Here is a 19,191-nt window from a genome sequence, read left to right as displayed (position 1 = left end):
TACAGGTCTTTAACCATTTCATCGTAATCTTTACGCAGTCATTTCTGCAGTTTTCCGGTTGATCCCGTGCAATTATACCTGCCCATAGCCGAGATTCCGGTGAATATCTTCGTGATATTCGGCATGGGCGGCGCCGTGGGTTTTCTGTCGGGGCTGTTCGGTATTGGCGGTGGCTTTCTGCTGACGCCGCTTTTGATCTTCTCCGGTATCCCGCCCGCGGTTTCCGTTGCCACTGTCACCACGCAGGTGGTTGCCTCTTCGTCATCGGCCGTCGTCACCTATTGGCGACGAAAGGCCATTGACCTGAAACTCGGCACAATCCTGCTCTGCGGCGGTGTCATAGGGTCGTTTATCGGCGTCATATTGTTTGAGGTTCTGCAGTCCATCGGTCAGCTGGATGTCGTGATTTCGCTGTCCTATGTGACGTTCCTGGGCGCCATTGGCGGCCTGATGCTGTTCGAATCCATCCGTGCCATCCGTCGGCGCAAGTCCGGCGTTGCGCCCAAAGCCCGCAAACCCGGTCAGCATAACTGGATCCACGGGCTGCCGCTGAAAGTCCGTTTCCGGCGCTCCAAGCTTTATGTTAGCATCATCCCGGTTGTCGGCCTTGGCGCGATCATCGGCTTTCTCGGCACGATCCTGGGGATCGGCGGCGGCTTCATGATGGTGCCTGCGCTGATCTACCTGCTGCGCGTGCCCACCAGCATCGTCATCGGCACATCCCTGTTCCAGATCCTTTTCACGATGGCAGCTGCAACCGTGTTCCATGCCATGGGCACGAAGACTGTCGACATCGTTCTGGCCATGACGTTGATGGTCGGCGGTGTGATCGGAGCCCAGTTCGGGGCCCGCATGGGCCAGAACCTGCGCGGCGATCAATTGCGTCTGCTGCTTGCGCTTCTGGTCCTGGCTGTCGGCTTGCGCTTTGCGGTCGACCTGCTGCTGACACCGGACGATTTCTATTCCATCGCGATCCGGAAGGGGGCAGGGGCATGAGCCGGCTGATCCTGCTTCTGTCGATTGTCGTTGGCTTGGCAACCGGCGCTGCTGCCCAGAGCCGGCCGAACCAGGAACTGGTGACGTCCCTGTCCTCGGATCTGATCTCGATCCAGTCCAATTTCACGGGCACGGAAATCGTCATCTTCGGGCAGGCCAGCAACATCGAGCGCCAACCCAACGATCCGAGCGGCTATGAACTGGCCATCGTCGTGGAGGGGCCACCGCAGGACATCACTACGCGGCGCAAGGGCCGTTTTCTGGGTGTTTGGGTGAACCGTGAGGCCGAGCGGTTCCAGAACGTTCCCTCCTACTACGCGGTCGCCAGCACCATCAATATCGGCAACCTTGCGAACCGCACGGTTCTTGACGACCTTGGCATCGGCCTCAACCACATCAACCTGGCTGTCTCGGGCGTTTCCAATGTCGCACTGTCAGACAGGGATGATTTTCGCCGTGCCTTCGTCCGGCTGCGGGAGCAGATGGGTCTTTACTCGGAACAGCAAACTTCGATCACCTTTCTGACAGATACGATGTTCCGAACAAATATTCCCCTGCCGGCCAACATCCCGGTGGGAGACTACAAGGTCAAAAGCTTCCTCTTCCTCCATGGCGAGGTGGTGGCCCAGACGGAGCAGACGCTGGCTGTTGCCAAAAGCGGTTTCGAACAGGTCACCTTTGAACTGGCGCAGTCCTATCCGTTCTTCTATGGCCTCCTCGCGGTGTCACTGGCCATTTTCACAGGCTGGCTCGCCGGTGTGATCTTCCGCAAGGACTAGGCAGTCCCGATCTCGGCCCTCCCGATCTTGTCTTCTCGAGCCGATCGTGTCCTCCCCGGCTTACCCATCTGACCAAACGCCGATTGGTATCGTCGGAAACCGCATGTTTGCGCACTTTCCGCTGGCGCTTGCCGCCGCCGCGGCTATTCTCAAGTCCACAGAATTTTCAGACTGTTGGGGCAGGCGGATATGACAGAAGAACCCTCATCCACACCACGGGTGGAAACAGTTGTGAAACCGGACCCGACGCTGGATGCCAAGGTCATCGATATCGCCATCCGCCTGGGCGTTCTGGGGCTCTTTGCCTATTTTTCACTTCAGCTCGTCGCACCGTTCTTTCTGTTCCTGGTCTGGGCGGTGGTGCTGACGGTCGCACTCTATCCGGTCTTTGACTGGCTTGCCGCCAGGCTTGGTGGACGAAAGGTTCTTGCCGCAGTCCTGATCACGCTCTTCTGTCTTGCAATCGTGATCGGTCCGGTTGCCGTCTTGATCGTCAGTCTCGTGGACACGCTTCAGGGCTGGTACCACGGCATGGCGAACGGCGTCCTCAAGCTGCCGCCCCTGCCTGAGAAACTCGCCGGGGTGCCGGTCGTCGGTGCCAAGATTTCCGAAATCTGGCAACTCGCCGGTCAGGGGCTGGAACAACTCCTGGCCAAGGTCGGGCCGACGCTGGTTCCGGCCGGCAGCCGCATCCTCGGAGTTCTGGCTACGCTCAGTGGCAGCGTGCTGTTCTTCATCGTGTCCATCATTCTCGCAGGCTGCCTGTTTGTGCCCGCCCCGTCCCTGGCAAAGGGCACCAAGCTGTTTGCAGACCGCATCATCGCACCGCGCGGATCTGAATTTGTCGATCTGGCCGGTGCAACCATCCGCAACGTCTCGCGCGGTGTCATTGGGGTTGCTGTCGTCCAGGGGCTGCTGACGGGGATCGTGCTGATTGCGTTTTCCGTGCCGCTTGCCGGCGTCCTGACCTTCGTGGCGCTGATCCTGTGCATCATCCAGATCGGCCCGGCACTGGTGATTGTTCCCACGATCATCTGGGCCTGGAGCTCCTGGGACCTGGTGCCGGCACTCCTGTTCACCGTGCTGATGGTTCCGGTGATGCTCATCGACAATGTCCTGCGGCCAATTCTGATGTCCCGTGGCCTCAACGTGCCGATGCTGGTGATCCTGATCGGCGTTCTCGGCGGCACCATTGCCTATGGCTTGATCGGTCTCTTCCTCGGACCTGTCATCCTGGCGGTGTTCTACGAACTGACCATTGCTTGGGTGAAGGCAGGCGAGAAAAGGCCGCCTGAAGCGACGACCTTGCCCGATCGCTAGAGCGTCTGAAAATAGCCACTTACCGGATCTTCGGCGAGATGGCCGGAAATCATGGCCCAGGTTCCGTCAGCAATCAGTCCGTCGATATGTGCCTTGTGGATTGCTTTGTTTTCCCAGCTTTCGACAAGCGTGAAGCGGCATGCATCATCCATGTCTTTCAGAACCTCGACACCCTGACATCCGGACACGCGCGGAAGATCGGCCGAAACCGAGTGCATGATGGCTTCAAACGCCTCTTGCCGGTCCTTGAGCGCCTTGAATTGAACGACAACTTTTATGGCCATGGGGGATCCTTTCCGCGTCGGCTGTATGTTGCCGGAATGGGATAAACAGCCAAGACAGCTGGCGGCAGATCCATTCCTGCTGAACGGCTGCCCGATCCTGCGGAACTTTCCTCAAGTATCGTTCTGGCGAGGTGGGGCCAGCGTTTCGGCATATTGGCGCGGAGCCATGCCGAAAGAGGATTTGAAATCGCGCGTGAACTGGGACGTGCTTGCATAGCCGGCAGCCTCGGCTGCACGGGCCACGCTGGCGTTTGACGTCAGTAGGTGTTGCCGGGCGCGGTCGAGGCGTACCTGCTTGCGGTATTGAAGCGGCGACTGACCGAACAGAGCAGTGAAACCATGTGCGAAATGGGAGGGGCTCATGGCAACTTCGGCTGCGATTTCGGCAATCGTCAGGTCCGGACGTGCCGCGTGGGTCTCGATATAGCGCAAGGCCTTGACCAGCCTTTCATCCCTTGCACTGACCAGGGTCCTCAAGACGCCAAAGGCGTCGGACCGCAGGATCCGGTAACAGATTTCCTGCAGGCACAGCGGTGCCAGCACATGGCAGTCGGCTGGATCCCGAAAAGAGGTGACGAGGCGCAGCAGCGAACCGGCAAGTTCATCGTCCAGTGGTTCACAGGAGATAAGCGCGCCTTTGGCCGGGGAAGACGCATGGGCATCGGTTTCGGCAAGGCGAACCAGTGTTTGAGCAATCAGCTCAGGTGACAATTGCAGTTTGAGGGCCAGATAGGGCTTTGCCGGTGTGCCCTCGACAACTGCGCTGTAAGAAGCGTCACCATGAAACGCGATAACCTGGCTAGGGTCATTGACGATCTGCTCGTCACCCAGGCAAACGCGTTTCAGCCCGGAGACGGCAACGGCGACGGAAAGTCCCTTGTTCCGGCCACGGTGATAGGGAAGGCATTCCGACAGTTTCAGAGCCCAGACGGAGCCGAGAGGGGACGGAGTGACCCCTTCCGTTTTCGCAAACTTCCGAACGGCATCACTCAGTGCAGCGATTGCTGGTGAAGCACTGTCGGTATAGACGGAGTGGCAAGCTTGTACGGGAGAATTCGTCAGCATAGCTCTGGCTTAGCCAACGGCAGCCATGAGCACAAGCGGCAGATGAAGCGTCAGTCCCCGACCAGACGGCTGGCAGTGAAGGGGAACAGGCGGTCATTACCAAGCATGAAAACGGAAAACTGCCGTCGCCGGAAGAGCATGCCATAGGCTTCATCTGTGACATTGAGCCCGCCGGTCAACGCGCCAAAGGCGGGCAGGACAAGACGGGTGCCGTCGGTAACGAAGCAGGCCCGCCGGATCGAGCGGCCGAAGCGGCGCACGCGGGCGGCCGGATGCAGATGTCCGCAGATTTCTCCTGCGGTCGACGTGGAACCGACCTTCTCGATTGGTTCGTGCCGGAAGGTCAGCGGGCCGATGGTGATTTCGTCGACCGTTACACCGCACAGGCGTACCGGTGCAATCGGATCGTGGTTTCCCGTGACCCAGATCCATTCACGGCCGAGCTGAAGGGTCGTCAGCATCGCGCGATAGGGGGCTGGCAACCGGTCGGAGCCGTCGGGATCGTGGAAACTGTCGCCAAGGCAAATGACGCAAGCCGGATCGAAGGCATCGATTACGCCGGCAAGCTTCTCCAGCGTTGCTCCGGTGTCATAGGGCGGAAGCATCACGCCGCGCCGGGCGTAGCTGGACCCTTTTTCAAGATGGAGATCCGCGACGATCAGGGTGGACTCGTCCGGCCACCACAAGATCCCGCTGTCGTGCAGACCGACCAGCTGGCCATTGATCTGAATGTCATGACATACCGGCGCAGCAGCATATTTGCGCAAATGGGATGTCAGGGCACTCATTCCATAGCCTCCAGTACGAGTTCTTCGGCTGCCTCTGCCAACAGCGTGTCCATGGCCTCCCCGTAGACCGGTTCCTTCCCTATTTCCAGGAGAATTGGCACGGCGAGGGGAGAGACGTGCGGGAGTTCAGTATGCGTGATTCGTCCTCGGATCCGGGCAAGAAGTTCCCCCAAACGCGAGATATCCAAAAGTCCTTCGGCGGCGTCGTTCCAGGTTGCCTTGAGTAATATGTGGTCTGGTTCATGGGCTCGCAGCACGTCATAGATCAGGTCCGAGGATACGGTTACCTGCCGGCCCGACTTCTCCAGCCCCGGATGGCGGCGTTCGATCAGACCGGCAATGACGGCACAATTACGAAACGTACGTTTCATGAGGCTGGATTCGGCGAGCCAGGCATCCAGATCGTCGCCGAGGATGTCTTCCTCGAACAATCGGTCGAGAGGAATTCTGCCGGAAGAAAACAGCAGAGACAGGTCTCCGAGGCCCCAGACGGCAAGGGCATAGTCGTTGGCGACGAAGCCGAGCGGGTTCGCACCCAGCCGCTCCAGACGCTTGGTCAGCAGCATGCCAAGTGTCTGGTGTGCCAGTCGTCCCTCGAACGGATAACAGACCATGTAGTGCTTGTTGGCGCGCGGAAACGTCTCCACCAGCAAGCCGTCCCTTGCAGGCAGGACGGATTTCTCCCTCTGGATGTTCAGCCAGTCGCGCACCTGTTCGGGCAGCGCCTTCCAGCTCTCGGGTGTCGCCAGCATCGTGCGGACGCCTTCAGCGAGATAGGTGGAGAGCGGAAACTTTCCGCCCATGTAGGACGGGATCATCGGATTGTCCGATGTGGTGCGCGAAACATAGGCCTCGTTTTCGCGGATGCCCTCGAAACGCACCACCTCGCCGCCGAAAAGAAACGTGTCGCCCGGCGCCATCTGCTCCAGAAAATACTCTTCCATCTCACCCAGAACACGCCCGCCGCGGCCGACGGGTGTTCTTCGCCCCGCGGCCTTGGAGCGCACCAGCCGCACCTTCAGCATCGGGGCTTCGACAATGGTGCCGACGTTCAGCCGGTATTGCTGTGCGATCTTCGGGTGGGAAATCCGCCAAAGCCCGTCCTGGCCTTTCCGCAGCTTGGCATATTGATCGTAGCTTTTGAGTGCGTAGCCGCCGGTAGCGACGAAATCGAGCACCCGCTCGAACGTCTCCCAGTCGAGATGCCTGTAGGTTTCAGAGGACCGTATTTCATTAAAGACATCCAACGCATCCAACGGGTCTGCGCAGGCAAGGCCGAGCAGATGTTGGGCAAGCACGTCCAGCGCGCCCTGGCGCAGCGGCGGCGTGTCCTGATCGCCGCGCATCGACGCGGCAAGGGCCGCCTGACACTCGAGCACCTCGAACCGGTTGGAGGGGATGAGGATCGCCTTCGACGGTTCGTCCATGCGGTGGTTGGCACGGCCGATCCGCTGGGCAAGGCGGCTGGCCCCTTTTGGCGCACCGATGTTGACCACCAGATCGATATCGCCCCAGTCGATGCCCATATCCAGCGAGGAGGTGGCAACCACGGCCTTCAGCGCACCGGAGGCCATGGCCGTTTCGACTTTCCGCCGCTGGCCGACATCAAGAGAGCCATGATGCAGCGCGATCGGCAGCGTGTCTTCGTTTATGCGCCAGAGTTCCTGAAACACCATTTCGGCCTGGCTGCGCGTGTTGACGAACAGCAGCGATACGTTGTGCGCCTTGATCAGCTTGTAGATGTCGGCAATGGCATAGCGCGACGAGTGGCCGGACCAGGGAACGCGTTCTTCGCTCTCCAGGATCGAGATGTCGGGCTTGGCGCCACCGGCAACCTCAACGACATGAGACAGCGCCCGGCCATTCGGGTCGGGCTGATCGACAAGATAGGCGCGCAGGTCATCCGGTTCGGCGACAGTTGCCGACAGGCCTATGGTCCTGAGGTTCGGGGCAAGACGCCTCAGCCGTGCCAGGCCAAGTGCCAAGAGGTCGCCACGCTTGGAGGTCACCAGCGCATGCAACTCGTCCAGAATAACGGTTCGAAGCGAGGCAAACATCCGTGCCGAGGCAGGATCCGACAGAAGCAGGGCAATCTGTTCCGGCGTGGTCAGCAGAATGTCCGGTGGATTGAGCTTTTGCCGCTGGCGCTTGTGAGAGGGCGTGTCACCGGTGCGGGTTTCCAGCCGGACGGCAAGATCCATTTCCGAAACCGGAGCCTCCAGGTTGCGGGCAATATCGACCGCAAGTGCCTTCAGCGGCGAGATGTAAAGTGTGTGGATGCCATTGCCCGCGGAACCGGGTTTTCTTTTGCCCTGTGCTTCCAGTTCCACCAGGCTTGGCAGGAACCCGGCCAGGGTCTTCCCGGCGCCCGTTGGCGCAATCAGCAGGGTGGAATGGCCCTGTTGCAGATGATCGATCAGTTGCAGCTGATGGGGCCTTGGAGCCCATCCCCGCGAGGCAAACCAGCTTTGGAATCTGTTTGGTAGCAACTGCACGTCCATGGCTTTGGTTTTAGGCCAGGGATGGGTGAAAGGCGAGGGGGAATGTTCCTTGATTGTTCAGCTTGTGTTCAGGTGACCTATGGTCAATTCTGCGCGAATATGACCTAGGGGAGGTTCTTTTGAAAACATTGGTATTTATGGGACTTTTGTCAGTAACCGTTCTTTGTGCAGGTGGAAGCGCAAATGCTTCGGAAAGCCTCAATTACCGTTGCAAGCTCGGCAATCAGTTCGTCTTCATTGAAACGATCCCGGAAGAGGGGCGCGCAATTCTCGAGGATATCAACGGCAAGACAATCCTGGTGCCGGACGGGCGGGGTGGTTACTTCAACGATGACGAGGAAATCTCTTTTGAGCGGGCTAAAGCCGTTCCTGAACTCTGGCTTGGAGACGTGTCGCATAACTGCGAAATAGCGGCGTCAGATTCCATCGGCCAGAGCCAGGCAAGCAACGCTGTTGGAAAGAATGAAACGCAATTGAATCTCCAGGGCCAATCTCGAGGGGGCAAGTTGCGCGCAGGTCCGGGAACGAATTTCGCGCAGGTCGGCAGCCTTTCGGAGGGGAACTGGGTCACCATCCTGAAAAACAGTGGTGTTCGAATGGACGGCTACGACTGGTTTGAAGTCGTGACCGACAGCGGATTGCGCGGTTTCCAGTGGGGCGGGATCATGTGCTCCAACGGCTCGAAGATTGCCGGTGTCTATCAAGCTTGTGGTGCGCAGGCGTCTGCGCAGCCGGCCACGAAAGTGGCTCAGCAACTCGGTGGTGGCTGGATGGCGTTTGCCCTGGCTCCTGGCGGAGCCTTTGGTCATGGTGCTGCCCCCACCAGGGCAGCCGCGGAACAATTCGCCATGCAATATTGCGGCAACAATCAATGCCGGATTGCGGACGCCACCCAGGCAAGGTGCCATGCATTGGCTGTTTCGCCTTCCAGCAACGGTATTGGCGCTGGCGACAGCGAGCAGGCAGCGATGAACTTTGCCATGGGCTGGTGCTCGAACAGCGGCGCAAGCGGCTGCCGTATCGAGTATTCCTATTGCCAGTGAGCCACTTGCTAGTGAACCACGACGCCATGGCCATGCGACCTTTTCGACGCATGGCCATGGCACATCCGCAAATCAGACCTATCTAGCGACGGATGTCCGATCTACTGACGCTGACACCCGAAGGCCTTTATTGTCCTGAAGCAGGTGTACATATCGACCCCGTCCGCCCGGTCGAAAGGGCAGTCATCACGCATGGCCACGCAGATCATGCGCGTTCGGGCCATGGCGCGGTGCTGGCAACGGGCCAGACGCTCGACATCATGGCAATCCGCTATGGCGAGAACTTCTGCGGATCGGCACAGGCGATCGGATATGGCGAGGCATTGAAGCTTCGGGATGTCGAGATCTCACTGCACCCTGCAGGTCATGTACTTGGCTCTGCACAGGTTCTGCTGTCATCTGCCGGGCGGCGAACCGTCGTATCGGGAGACTACAAACGGCAGGCAGACCCGACCTGCGCGCCTTTCGAAGTGGTGCCCTGCGATACCTTCGTTACCGAGGCGACCTTCGGCCTGCCGGTGTTTCGTCATCCCCCGGCGCGAGAGGAGATTGCCAAGCTGCTGTCGTCGCTGGAGCTGTTTCCGGAGCAGACCCATCTGGTCGGTGCCTATGCGCTCGGCAAGGCGCAACGTGTTCTCGCAGAATTGCGGGCGGCCGGTTACGAAAAGACGGTCTACCTTCACGGCGCATTGGAGAAGCTGACGGCCTATTACCGAAGCCAGGGGATCGAACTTGGCGATGTCGAACCTGTCGGCCAGCGCGGCAAGGAGCTTGCCGGTGAAATCGTCATGTGTCCGCCCGGCCAGCTTTCGGACCGTTGGTCCCGCCGGTTCGGTGATCCGGTCGCGGCGATGGCCTCGGGGTGGATGCGTGTTCGGGCGCGGGCGCGTCAAAGAGGGGCAGAGTTGCCTCTGATCCTGTCCGACCATGCCGACTGGGACGACCTTTGCCGCACCATTCTGGAAACGGGTGCCGAGCAGATCTGGGTGACCCATGGCGCGGAGGAGGCACTTGTCCACTGGTGCGAATTGAATGGACGAAACGCCCGCCCGCTCAATATGATAGGCTATGACGACGGCGAGGACGCCGACGTTGCGCGGGCCGCACAAGGCTGATCCGGCTCACGCGAAATTGCGGCATTTATTTCCTTTTGGGGAGAGGCAGTCATGGCGGACGACGGTGAATTTGCAGGTGCCGGCAACGGCCAGACAAACGGCGCCGGGGCTGGTGCCAACGGCGAAGCCGAAGAGGCGATTGCACAGCTCTTTGACGACTATCAGGCCGGCTTCAACGATTATGACATCGACAGGATCTGCGACTGCTTCGCCCTGCCGACCATCATCTGGCAGCACGAGAAGGGGCATGTCTTCAACGACGACGAGGAGTTGATCGAGAACATCGAAGCGCTCCTTCAGGCATTGGAAAAGGAAGGCGTGTCCCATTCGGACTTTCACGTCGTATCCAGCCACGTGAGCGGCTCGGTCGCACTGGTGACCCTCGACTGGAGCCAGGAAACGGCGGACGGCGAAGCCGTGTTCGAGTTCACCTGCCATTATCAGCTTATCCAGGACGGAGCGGATTGGGTTATTGCCTGCATCGTCAATGAATAGAACGACAGGCCGGAGGGCAGGGTGCCTTGCCCTGCCGATCCTTTGCCTGCTTTCGGTCCTGTCGGGAACCGCAGCGGGCGAAACGCAGGCTATCTATGGGGCATTGACGCCAGCATCGGAAACCTTGCGAGCCTGCACACTTCCGGAGATGACGCCTGGCAAGGTGTTGCTGGAGACCGATTGCCGTTATACGGAACCGGTCGTAATTTCTGCCGACAACATCCTGCTGGATTGCCGCGGTGGCACGATCACGGGCATGCACCGGCGCGGCATTACCATTCGGCCAGGCCTGAAAAACATCACCATTCGCGATTGTCGCCTCGACGATACCGGCGGCATCCTGATTGAAGGTCAAACGCCGTCGGATGACGCGGCGGCGCGGGACGAGGCGCGGGCAAATTCGTCCCAAGGGGTCGTGCTCGACCATCTGACCATCACCAAGTCCTACATGACAGGTGTCTTTGTCGATCACTACGTTGTCGGCGCAACGATCCGTAATTCCATCGTTGCCGATGGTCATCATGTTGGCATCTATCTGGAGCATGGGTCGCAGAAGAACGTCGTTTCCGGCAATCTGATCCGCAACAATGGCCTCTTCACCAACAAGGGCATCCGGCGCATCGGCCCGACCCGCCGAGAAGGCCTGTCCGTGGATGGATCCGCGTACAACCTGATCGAAAACAACATCTTCGACAGCAACGCTTTCGGCGGCATCTTTCACTACAAGAACTGTTGGGAGTTCCACACCACCAACCCGGAAAGCCGACCGCGCCTGCAAGGATCGGACGGCAATGTCATCCGCGGCAACGTCTTTCGGAACATGGACATCGGCATCTGGGTTGCCTCGCGCCAGGCGCGCGATCTGGTGATGTGGGACTGCGGCGACAAGAGCCCTTACGACAGTCCGGTTTCACTGGCCCCGATGATGGGTGACCGCCCATGGGGGCAGTCCGACAGTTTTCTGGGATATCACTTCAACCCGGAACTCATCGCCGGTTTTGTCGACAAGAACGCGCTTGCTCCCAGATGGCCGTTTCCGATGGAGCTGCACCTTTACGAGGATTTCGCCGAAGACAACACGTACCAGGACAACTGCTTCGAGAACCTTGTCACGGGCATCCGGATCGAGGACGACGGCAACACGGTCCGGGACAATCTGTTTGTGGGAGACTTCGAATACCTTTATCTCGGCAGTCCGTTCCGGGCAAAAATGCTGAACCGGCCGATAGAGGGAACAGTGATAGAAGGCAACAAGAATGCCTCGCCCTCGTCGCGAAGCTTCCTGCAGAACAGCTTTCTGGCCGATGACGAGCACACGGACACTGTCATCGTCCAGCCCGATGTTGGTTCATCCGTGCCTGCGCCGGATACCTGCAAGACGGGACAGACCTAGACCGGTTCAAATGAAAAAAGCCGGTAACACGGGTCACCGGCTGTTGTTGTTCACAGGCCCTTCTGTTTGTCATCCCGGACGCAGCGAAGCGAGGATCCGGGATCGGGGTACCGATGACTTTAAGAAAAACCTGAAAACAGAAAGGCTTGCGCCTCCCCGGTCCCGGCTCGCGCTACGCTTGGCCGGGATGACGACAGGCGAGGCAAGTCTGGTTCATCGTCTTTGCCGGTGACACAGGTTACCGGCTTTCTGTCAGGGCTTTGTTTTCGAGGCCTTGCGCTCGGCGCGCGACGGCTTGTTTTTCTTTGCGGCCTTTTTCTTGGGCGGCGCGGAGTTGGCGGCAGACCGGGTCCGCGGCTTGCGCCGATCGCCGTCCGGGCCATCAGCGGCACGTTCCTTGCGCTTGGGAGCGCGGTCGCCGCCGTCGAGGTCGCGAGCCAGTTCCTTGGTGTTCAGAGGCTCGTAGGCAGGGTGGTGCGGCACAAAATCGTCGTCACCGGACCGGCGGCGGGATTTGCCACGAGGTCCGTCAAACTTGCCGCGCGGCCCGTCGAATTTGCCTTTGGGACCGTCGAACTTGCCTCTGCCTTCGCGCTTCGGCCGGCCGGATTTCATGCTGTCTTCGGCACCGAGGCTTTCATAGTCCGGTGCATCTGCACCACGCGGACGGCGCTTGGGCGGGCCGGAACGGTCGGACCGGTCACGGCGGAAGCCGTCTTCCTTCGGCGGGGCAGGGATCTTGCCGCCACGTGCATCAAGCAGTGTGATGGTGGCATTTTCCTCGCCCGTGCCTTCGCGCTTGACCACATCGGCGAAGCGCTGGCCATGACTGCCGGCGATTTCGAAGTAGAGCTCGTTCTGGAAGATCTTGATCGCGCCGACTTCCTTCTTGGTGACGTGACCGGCACGACAGATCATCGGAAGGATCCAGCGCGGTTCTGCGCGCTGGCGGTGGCCGAGCGACAGCGAGAACCAGATGCCGTCATCGAACTTGCCGGTGATTTCCGCATTGCGGCCACCGCGCGAGCCGGCATCCCTGCCTCGGAGCGACGTCTCATCGAGATCGGAGACTTCTTCCGGAGCGGGCAGACGCGACTGACGCAGCTTGACGAAGGCGGCTGCAAGCTGTTCCGGGCTGTGAAGCGCAAGCAGCTCGTTCGCGATCGCCAGTTCTTCTTCTTCCAGTTCCACCTTGAGTGCGGGATCGGCCAGAAGCCGTTCCTTGTCCTTGGCTCGGATGTCGTCTGCGGTCGGAGCCCCCTTCCAGGTCGCCGTGATGCCGGCAAAATGCAGCACGCGCTCTGCCTGGCGGCGGCGCGGGAAGGGAACCATGAGCACACAGGTGCCCTTGCGGCCGGCACGGCCCGTACGGCCGGAGCGGTGCAGCAGGGCGGCCTTGCCTGTCGGCAGGTCGGCGTGGATCACCAGATCGAGGTTCGGCAGGTCGATACCGCGTGCGGCAACGTCGGTTGCCACACACACACGGGCGCGGCCGTCCTTCATCGCGGCCAGTGCGCTGGAGCGCTGCTCCTGGCTGAGTTCGCCGGAAAGGGACACGATGGAGAAACCGCGGTTCGCAAGGCGCGATGTCAGCCGGCTGACGGCTTCACGCGTCGAGCAGAAGACGATTGCCTTTTCCGCTTCATGCTGGCGCAGCACGTTGATGATGGCGTTTTCGCGCTCGTTCGGGGCAACCGGATGCGCGACGTAGTCGATATCGCCGTGCTGTTCGCGAGCGTTGATGGTCGACAGGCGAACGGCATCCTTCTGGAAGCGCTTGGCGAGTTCTGCAATCGGCTTTGGAACCGTTGCTGAGAACATCAGCGTGCGCCGGTCCTGCGGCGCGGTATCCAGAATGAATTCCAGGTCTTCGCGGAAGCCCATGTCGAGCATCTCGTCGGCTTCGTCGAGCACGACAGCCTTGATTTCCGACAGGTCCAGTGCGCCACGTTCGATATGATCGCGCAGGCGGCCAGGCGTTCCCACGACAATATGAACACCGCGTTCCAGTGTCCGCCGTTCGGTGCGCGGGTCCATGCCGCCGACACAAGAGGCCGTTACGGCGCCGGCTTCATTATAAAGCCAGGTCAGTTCTTCCTTCACCTGAAGGGCAAGTTCGCGGGTCGGGGCAATGGCCAGCGCAATGGGAGCGCCTGCCTGGCCGAGACTGTCCTGGCCGTCAAGCAGCGTCGGGGCGAGTGCGAGGCCAAAGGCAACGGTCTTGCCGGACCCGGTCTGCGCTGACACCAGAAGGTCGGCTTCCGGCGGAGCGTCGCTTAGAACGCTTTCCTGCACGGAGGTGAGGTTTTCATAGCCACGTTTCGCCAGCGCGGCCTTCAGCGCCGGGGCGAGAGAAGTCAAATCGGTCATAGAAATCTTTCAACTGCTCCGGATCTTCTGCATGCCAGTCAGCAGTCTACCGGATAGGGCCATCCAGTCATCGGCCCATGGATGGCCGCGGCTTATACAGGCATTTTGCCTTGCCGTCCATCCCGCATTTTTCAGGCGTGAAAGTGGTGCACTGGCAAAAACTGCAGTGATTTTACACATTGCGCTAGGTCCCGAGCGATGACACAAGCAAACTATTGTTCCTCGTACCCGGTCATCTTGTGGGGCGTTGACCAATTCTCTTCTGCCGTAGCTGAAATGAACTCGGCCTAGAGCCGGTGTTAGCTTTCAGCCCGCATTGAGATGGTGAGCTGAATTTTTTGTCTATGACGTAAGGGCTTGCAGTCCGGGCGCTTTCGCGGTTCGTATAGCGCTTATGCTGGCTTTTTCCCATCTGCTCGACCGGCTTTCGCTGGAACCCAGGCGCCTCGCCAAGGAAGCGCTCCTGATCCGTTATTTCCAGGAGGTCGCGGATCCGGATCGGGGATTTGCCCTGGCCGCACTGACTGGCGGGCTGAGTTTCAAACACGCCAAACCGGCCCTGCTCAGGGCTTTGATCGGCGAGCGGACGGACCAGGAGCTGTTCGCGCTTTCCTATGATTTTGTTGGTGACCTGTCCGAGACCATTGCGCTGATGTGGCCGCAGGCTGCAAACGGAGAGGTTGCCCTGAAAGAAGCTGCCCCCAGCCTGTCCGAAGTGGTCAAGCGGCTGGAAGGGGCCGGAAAGAGCGAAGTGCCCGGTTTGCTGACCGACTGGCTGGACACGCTGGATGAGACCGGCAGATGGGCCCTTTTGAAACTGGTGACGGGTGGTTTGCGCGTCGGGGTATCTGCGCGCCTTGCGAAAACGGCCGTGGCGAAGCTCGGTGGACTGGATGTTGCTTCAGTGGAGGAGGTCTGGCACGGGCTGGAGCCACCCTATGAAGCATTGTTCGCCTGGGCAGAAGGACTGAGCGGACAACCGCAAACATCCGATCCCGCACCATTCCGGCCGGTAATGCTGGCGCACTCCCTGGACGAGGACAAGGACACGGAGCTGCTGAACGCGGAGGACTTTGCGGTCGAGTGGAAGTGGGACGGCATTCGCGTTCAGGCGGCAGCCGGTCTGACAGAGCGTGGCGACCGCGTACGCCGCCTGTTCAGCCGGACCGGTGAAGACATATCCAGGGCCTTTCCCGATATTCTGGATTTGCTGACATTCGATGCCTGCATTGATGGCGAATTGCTGGTGGTGTCGGACGGTCAGGTGCGTCCTTTTGCAGATCTGCAAAAACGCCTCAACCGCAAGACCACCGGGCCAAAGCTGATCCGCGAATTCCCGGCAGCGATCCGTGCCTACGACCTGCTCAGTGTCGGCGGAACCGATTTGAGGGAGCTGCCGTTTGCAGAACGGCGCAAGGCGCTTGAAACCTTTATCACCGGATTGCCGGAGGGCAGTATCGATCTGTCGCCCATGGTGAAGGTAACCGGATGGGAGGAAATCACCTCCGCGCGCGCCGATCCCCATGCCCATCTGCCTCCTGCCGACGCCGATGCCGTTGAAGGCTTGATGCTGAAGCGGTGGGATGCGCCCTATGTCACCGGCCGGCCGAAGGGATTGTGGTTCAAGTGGAAACGGGAACCCTACCTGATCGATGCCGTGCTGATGTATGCGCAGCGCGGCCATGGAAAACGCTCATCCTTTTATTCCGACTATACCTTCGGTGTCTGGCGTGACGGGGAGGCGGGAGCCGAGCTGGTTCCGGTCGGCAAGGCATATTTCGGCTTTACCGATGAGGAATTGCGTGAAATCGACCGCTATGTGCGCAACAACACCATCAACCGGTTCGGACCGGTGAGGGAAGTTGTTCACGGCGCTGAAAAGGGGCTTGTGCTGGAGGTCGCCTTTGAAGGGCTCAACCGGTCCACCCGGCACAAGTCCGGTGTAGCCATGCGCTTTCCTCGCATTTCCAGACTGCGCTGGGACAAGCCGGCAGCCGAAGCCGACAGGCTGGAAACGCTTCAGGCAATGTTGCCAGGCGAAGAAGGGTAATTCGGTGTTCGACAACTCGCTTTTGAAAACCCGCCCTTAAGTCGTGCTTTGGCCATGGAAATATGGCACCCATGACAAGATACAAACGGCCAGACGCTTGTACCCCTGTTTCAACTGAAATGCTTGGGGCCAATAGCGCGAGGCCGGCAACCGGAGAGGCAATATGACGATCCGCAACAAATATCTGGCTCCTATGTTCCGCGGGCTGGCCGTGGCCGTTCTTCTGGCTCCGGCAGCTGTCGCCCAGGACAGTGTCGCCCCTGAAACCGCAGACGCAGTGACAAAGGGACAGGCAGACCGCTTTTCCCTGGTCAGGGTGGATGAGGATATCCTCAGGGTGGACCGGCAGAACGGGACCGTCTCCATTTGCAAGGAGCAGAGCGACGCCTGGCGCTGCAATCCGGTGCCGCTGGCAGAAGATGCCTATCTTGCAGAAATCAACGAGCTGGCCGGTGAAGTGGATCGCCTGACCGCCCGTGTGGAAGAGCTGGAAGGCAATGGCGTAAAGTCCGACAAGCAATTGCCGCCCGGTTCCGCACTTGATCGCCCAAAGGCACCCGGCTCCAGTCAGGGCGGACGCAGCCCATCGACAACCGAGGAAGATGAGGAACTGGAAAAGGTTCTGACTTTCACAGAAAGCGCCATGCGCCGGTTCTTTGGCATGGTTCGCGATCTGCAGAAGGACTTCGAGGGCGAGGCCAACTGATCGCCTGAAGTCAGATGAAAAAACAGCGTGTCCCTGCCAGGGGCACGCTGTGTCCGGCAATGCTTCTTGTCCGGGGATTGGTCAGTCGATCAGCATCTTGTTGATGCTTTGATAGGCTTCATCCGGCTGTTCCACGGCAACACGCCTGGTCAGATCCATCGTCAGTGCGACAACATCCAGAACGGCGGCGAGACGGTTCGTCCGTGTTTCAAACAGGTGATGGCGCATCGAGAAGGTCTTTGGATTGACGCCGGTAAAGCCGGAAATCACCAGCATTGCGTCGCCGGTCTTCAGCGGTGTGATCCAGGTCAGCTTCATTTCAACGGCCACCCGGCCGAAACCGTTTTCCGTCAGATAGGCGTGTGTCATTGGCGTACGCTGCCAGACATGGGCTACGCCGTCCGTGCAGCAGGACAGGGCAAATCTGTCGTCGGCCTTGCCGTCCGGACCGATATCGCGTGGCAAAACGGTTCCCCGGTAGACGATCTGGGCGCCTTTAGACTGCAGGGCCGCAAGCGTCGCACGTGCATTTGCCGGTCCGGCGGAAATCCCCCTTGGTCCGGCCTCTGCAATCATTGGCGTCTGGAAGTCGCGGAAGCGCTGGCGCAAGGTCTTCGCGGCGCTGGCGCTTGGCTCATATCCGTCGAGAGCTGTTGCCGATAGCGTTCCGGTGGCGGCGTCCCGCATTTCATGAATGACGGTGAGCATATGCGGGCCGTCGAAGGCGATGCTGGAGTGAACCGTGATCAGGTCTCCCGTGCGCATCTCCTTGTGGTAGCGCACGTGGCGCACCCGGCGAGCCCCCACGACGGTTTCGCTCAAGCCGGTCATCAGCCGGAACTGGCGATCTGCTTCCTCGAAGCGGCTGAAGTAGAACTGGACGTTCAGATGATCGTTTTCGTCACATTCCCAACGGTTCACAAATGAAAACAGCGTTGCCTGAATTGTCATAATTGCTTCGTGCACTCAGTGATTTTTGATTATGTGATGTGTATTGGACAGGTCATTTGTTGCTGTCTTTGCATTGATTATCAACAAGAAATGTAGATTCTGGAAAATTAGTTCAGGCAACGTTGAGGAAGCCGGTAAAATGAAAAGATCAACTGCGGCGAGGTGATTTAAACTTTAGGTTGTTTTTGTTGGTGGCTCTAACTTAACTATTTTTCTTGCGCCTGAAGGCAGCCTATTTGCCATGACAGCAGCGAATGCGCATCGCGTGAACATGGCGTGTTGGTCAAAAGCATGGTTTGACTTGCGCGTAACCCATGTTGCAAACATACTTCACAATGGCCGCAACAACGGGGCTTCGCCATAAAATCAAGAAGCGAGCGGGTGCAGGATGACTGCGACGCATGGCTCTGGCGGAACCTGCGGGCCAAACGGACCGTTGAGGGAGGAATAACAACGTGTCGGCGACATCGTATCGGTTCATCATCGCGGATGATCATCCCCTGTTCCGGGGTGCTCTGCGTCAAACGCTCGAAACACAATACCCCGATGCTGTGATCGAGGAAGCCGGTGCGTTGGAGGACGTTACGGCCAAGCTGGAACAGGATGGCGAAGTCGATCTCATCCTGCTTGATCTGTCCATGCCCGGCATGCGCGGTTTTTCCGGCCTGATGTACCTGCGGGCCCAATATTCCGGCGTTCCGGTGGTGGTGGTCTCGGCCAATGAAGATCCGCAGGCCATCCGGCGCGCGGTTGAATTCGGAGCTTCCGGCTTCATTCCGAAGTCTCACGGGATCGATGTCATTCGCGAGGCGATTTCGGAGGTCATGTCCGGCAACATGTGGACCCCGCCGGATGTCGACCTTGCCGCCGACGACGGCAGCGGCGATCTGGTGCAGCGCCTTGCAACGCTTACCCCCCAGCAGGTTCGTGTTCTGATGATGCTGTCCGAAGGTCTTCTGAACAAGCAGATTGCCTACGAACTGTCCGTTTCGGAAGCGACCGTAAAGGCTCATGTTTCCGCGATCCTGCAAAAGCTTGGCGTGGAAAGCAGAACCCAGGCCGTTATTGCAGCGTCCAAGATCGAGGCCGGGCAATGGCAGGTTGGCGGCGAAACCGCCGAGGCTGCCCAGGCACAGTGACGCCAAGCACACGCGCGACGTTACTTTCTGGCTGCTCCACTTGGAAACGGTCTCCAATGCAGGAGACCGTTTTCTGCTTTGCGTGCTGAAATCGACCTGCCCGAATGCAATTTCTGTAGGCCTTCAGGGTGAGCTTTCCAGTCAGGATTGCAAAAACATAGCGAAATCCAGACCAACGTTTTTACCGTAATTTCAG

General features: G+C 59.4%; 16 protein-coding genes. 10 read left to right on the top strand and 6 right to left on the bottom strand.

Going from position 1 to position 19,191, the window contains the following annotated elements; all coding sequences use genetic code 11:
• The first annotated feature begins 66 nt into the window (after positions 1-66).
• From FIV05_RS27295 to FIV05_RS27285, 3 genes are all read left to right on the top strand, one after another.
• Complete coding sequence (locus tag FIV05_RS27295; RefSeq protein ID WP_031269647.1) at positions 67-996, top strand: sulfite exporter TauE/SafE family protein; 930 nt, start codon at positions 67-69, stop codon at positions 994-996.
• Entirely contained in the window at positions 993-1,775 is a 783-nt protein-coding gene (locus FIV05_RS27290; protein ID WP_152511682.1) for a TIGR02186 family protein, read from the top strand. Before FIV05_RS27295 ends, FIV05_RS27290 begins: the two co-directional genes overlap by 4 nt.
• Positions 1,776-1,964: 189 nt before the next feature.
• Complete coding sequence (locus tag FIV05_RS27285) at positions 1,965-3,095, top strand: AI-2E family transporter (protein ID WP_152511681.1); 1,131 nt, start codon at positions 1,965-1,967, stop codon at positions 3,093-3,095.
• Here FIV05_RS27285 and FIV05_RS27280 read toward each other — a convergent pair.
• From FIV05_RS27280 to FIV05_RS27265, 4 genes are all read right to left on the bottom strand, one after another.
• Positions 3,092-3,379 carry an antibiotic biosynthesis monooxygenase family protein gene (locus tag FIV05_RS27280; RefSeq protein WP_152511680.1) on the bottom strand — a complete coding sequence of 96 codons (288 nt, stop codon included), beginning with the start codon at positions 3,377-3,379 and terminating at the stop codon, positions 3,092-3,094. The two genes, FIV05_RS27285 and FIV05_RS27280, sit on opposite strands and share 4 nt — an antisense overlap.
• 111 nt (positions 3,380-3,490) lie before the next feature.
• Positions 3,491-4,444, bottom strand: coding sequence for an AraC family transcriptional regulator (locus FIV05_RS27275; RefSeq protein WP_152511679.1), 954 nt, complete (start codon positions 4,442-4,444; stop codon positions 3,491-3,493).
• A gap of 50 nt (positions 4,445-4,494) precedes the next feature.
• On the bottom strand, positions 4,495-5,232 hold the full coding sequence (gene pdeM, locus FIV05_RS27270; protein WP_023001770.1) for a ligase-associated DNA damage response endonuclease PdeM: 738 nt from the start codon (positions 5,230-5,232) through the stop codon (positions 4,495-4,497).
• A complete protein-coding gene (locus FIV05_RS27265; RefSeq protein WP_152511678.1) occupies positions 5,229-7,733 on the bottom strand; it encodes a ligase-associated DNA damage response DEXH box helicase in 2,505 nt (834 codons plus the stop codon). The genes pdeM and FIV05_RS27265 overlap by 4 nt, the downstream gene beginning before the upstream one ends.
• 137 nt (positions 7,734-7,870) lie before the next feature.
• On the opposite strand from FIV05_RS27265, the gene FIV05_RS27260 reads away from it, so the two are divergent.
• The 4 genes from FIV05_RS27260 (at position 7,871) to FIV05_RS27245 (ending at position 11,779) form a co-directional block, all read left to right on the top strand.
• The gene (locus tag FIV05_RS27260; protein ID WP_152511677.1) at positions 7,871-8,776 is read left to right on the top strand and encodes a DUF4189 domain-containing protein; all 906 of its coding nucleotides are present in this window, start codon (positions 7,871-7,873) and stop codon (positions 8,774-8,776) included.
• Between the two features lie 92 nt (positions 8,777-8,868).
• Positions 8,869-9,891: a ligase-associated DNA damage response exonuclease gene (locus FIV05_RS27255; protein WP_152511676.1), complete on the top strand. Its 1,023-nt coding sequence runs from the start codon at positions 8,869-8,871 to the stop codon at positions 9,889-9,891.
• Positions 9,892-9,942: 51 nt separating this feature from the next.
• A complete protein-coding gene (locus FIV05_RS27250) occupies positions 9,943-10,386 on the top strand; it encodes a DUF4440 domain-containing protein (protein WP_023001766.1) in 444 nt (147 codons plus the stop codon).
• Complete coding sequence (locus FIV05_RS27245; protein ID WP_152511675.1) at positions 10,379-11,779, top strand: right-handed parallel beta-helix repeat-containing protein; 1,401 nt, start codon at positions 10,379-10,381, stop codon at positions 11,777-11,779. The genes FIV05_RS27250 and FIV05_RS27245 overlap by 8 nt, the downstream gene beginning before the upstream one ends.
• 252 nt (positions 11,780-12,031) lie before the next feature.
• On the opposite strand, the gene FIV05_RS27240 is transcribed toward FIV05_RS27245, so the two are convergent.
• On the bottom strand, positions 12,032-14,149 hold the full coding sequence (locus FIV05_RS27240; RefSeq protein ID WP_152511674.1) for a DEAD/DEAH box helicase: 2,118 nt from the start codon (positions 14,147-14,149) through the stop codon (positions 12,032-12,034).
• 394 nt (positions 14,150-14,543) lie between these two features.
• On the opposite strand from FIV05_RS27240, the gene FIV05_RS27235 reads away from it, so the two are divergent.
• Positions 14,544-16,199: a cisplatin damage response ATP-dependent DNA ligase gene (locus FIV05_RS27235; RefSeq protein ID WP_152511673.1), complete on the top strand. Its 1,656-nt coding sequence runs from the start codon at positions 14,544-14,546 to the stop codon at positions 16,197-16,199.
• Positions 16,200-16,362: 163 nt separating this feature from the next.
• Positions 16,363-16,905 (top strand): hypothetical protein, encoded by a 543-nt coding sequence (locus FIV05_RS27230; RefSeq protein WP_209009806.1) that lies wholly within the window; start codon positions 16,363-16,365, stop codon positions 16,903-16,905.
• Between the two features lie 81 nt (positions 16,906-16,986).
• Here FIV05_RS27230 and FIV05_RS27225 read toward each other — a convergent pair whose 3' ends face one another.
• The gene (locus FIV05_RS27225) at positions 16,987-17,856 is read right to left on the bottom strand and encodes a thioesterase family protein (protein ID WP_152511672.1); all 870 of its coding nucleotides are present in this window, start codon (positions 17,854-17,856) and stop codon (positions 16,987-16,989) included.
• A gap of 455 nt (positions 17,857-18,311) precedes the next feature.
• Between FIV05_RS27225 and FIV05_RS27220 the strand changes: the two genes are divergently transcribed.
• Entirely contained in the window at positions 18,312-18,995 is a 684-nt protein-coding gene (locus tag FIV05_RS27220; RefSeq protein WP_023001759.1) for a response regulator transcription factor, read from the top strand.
• The last annotated feature ends 196 nt before the right edge of the window (positions 18,996-19,191 follow it).

Source organism: Labrenzia sp. THAF191a, from assembly GCF_009363335.1.
Taxonomy (GTDB): Bacteria; Pseudomonadota; Alphaproteobacteria; order Rhizobiales; family Stappiaceae; genus Roseibium; species Roseibium algicola.
This window is presented reverse-complemented; position numbering and strand designations above follow the sequence as displayed.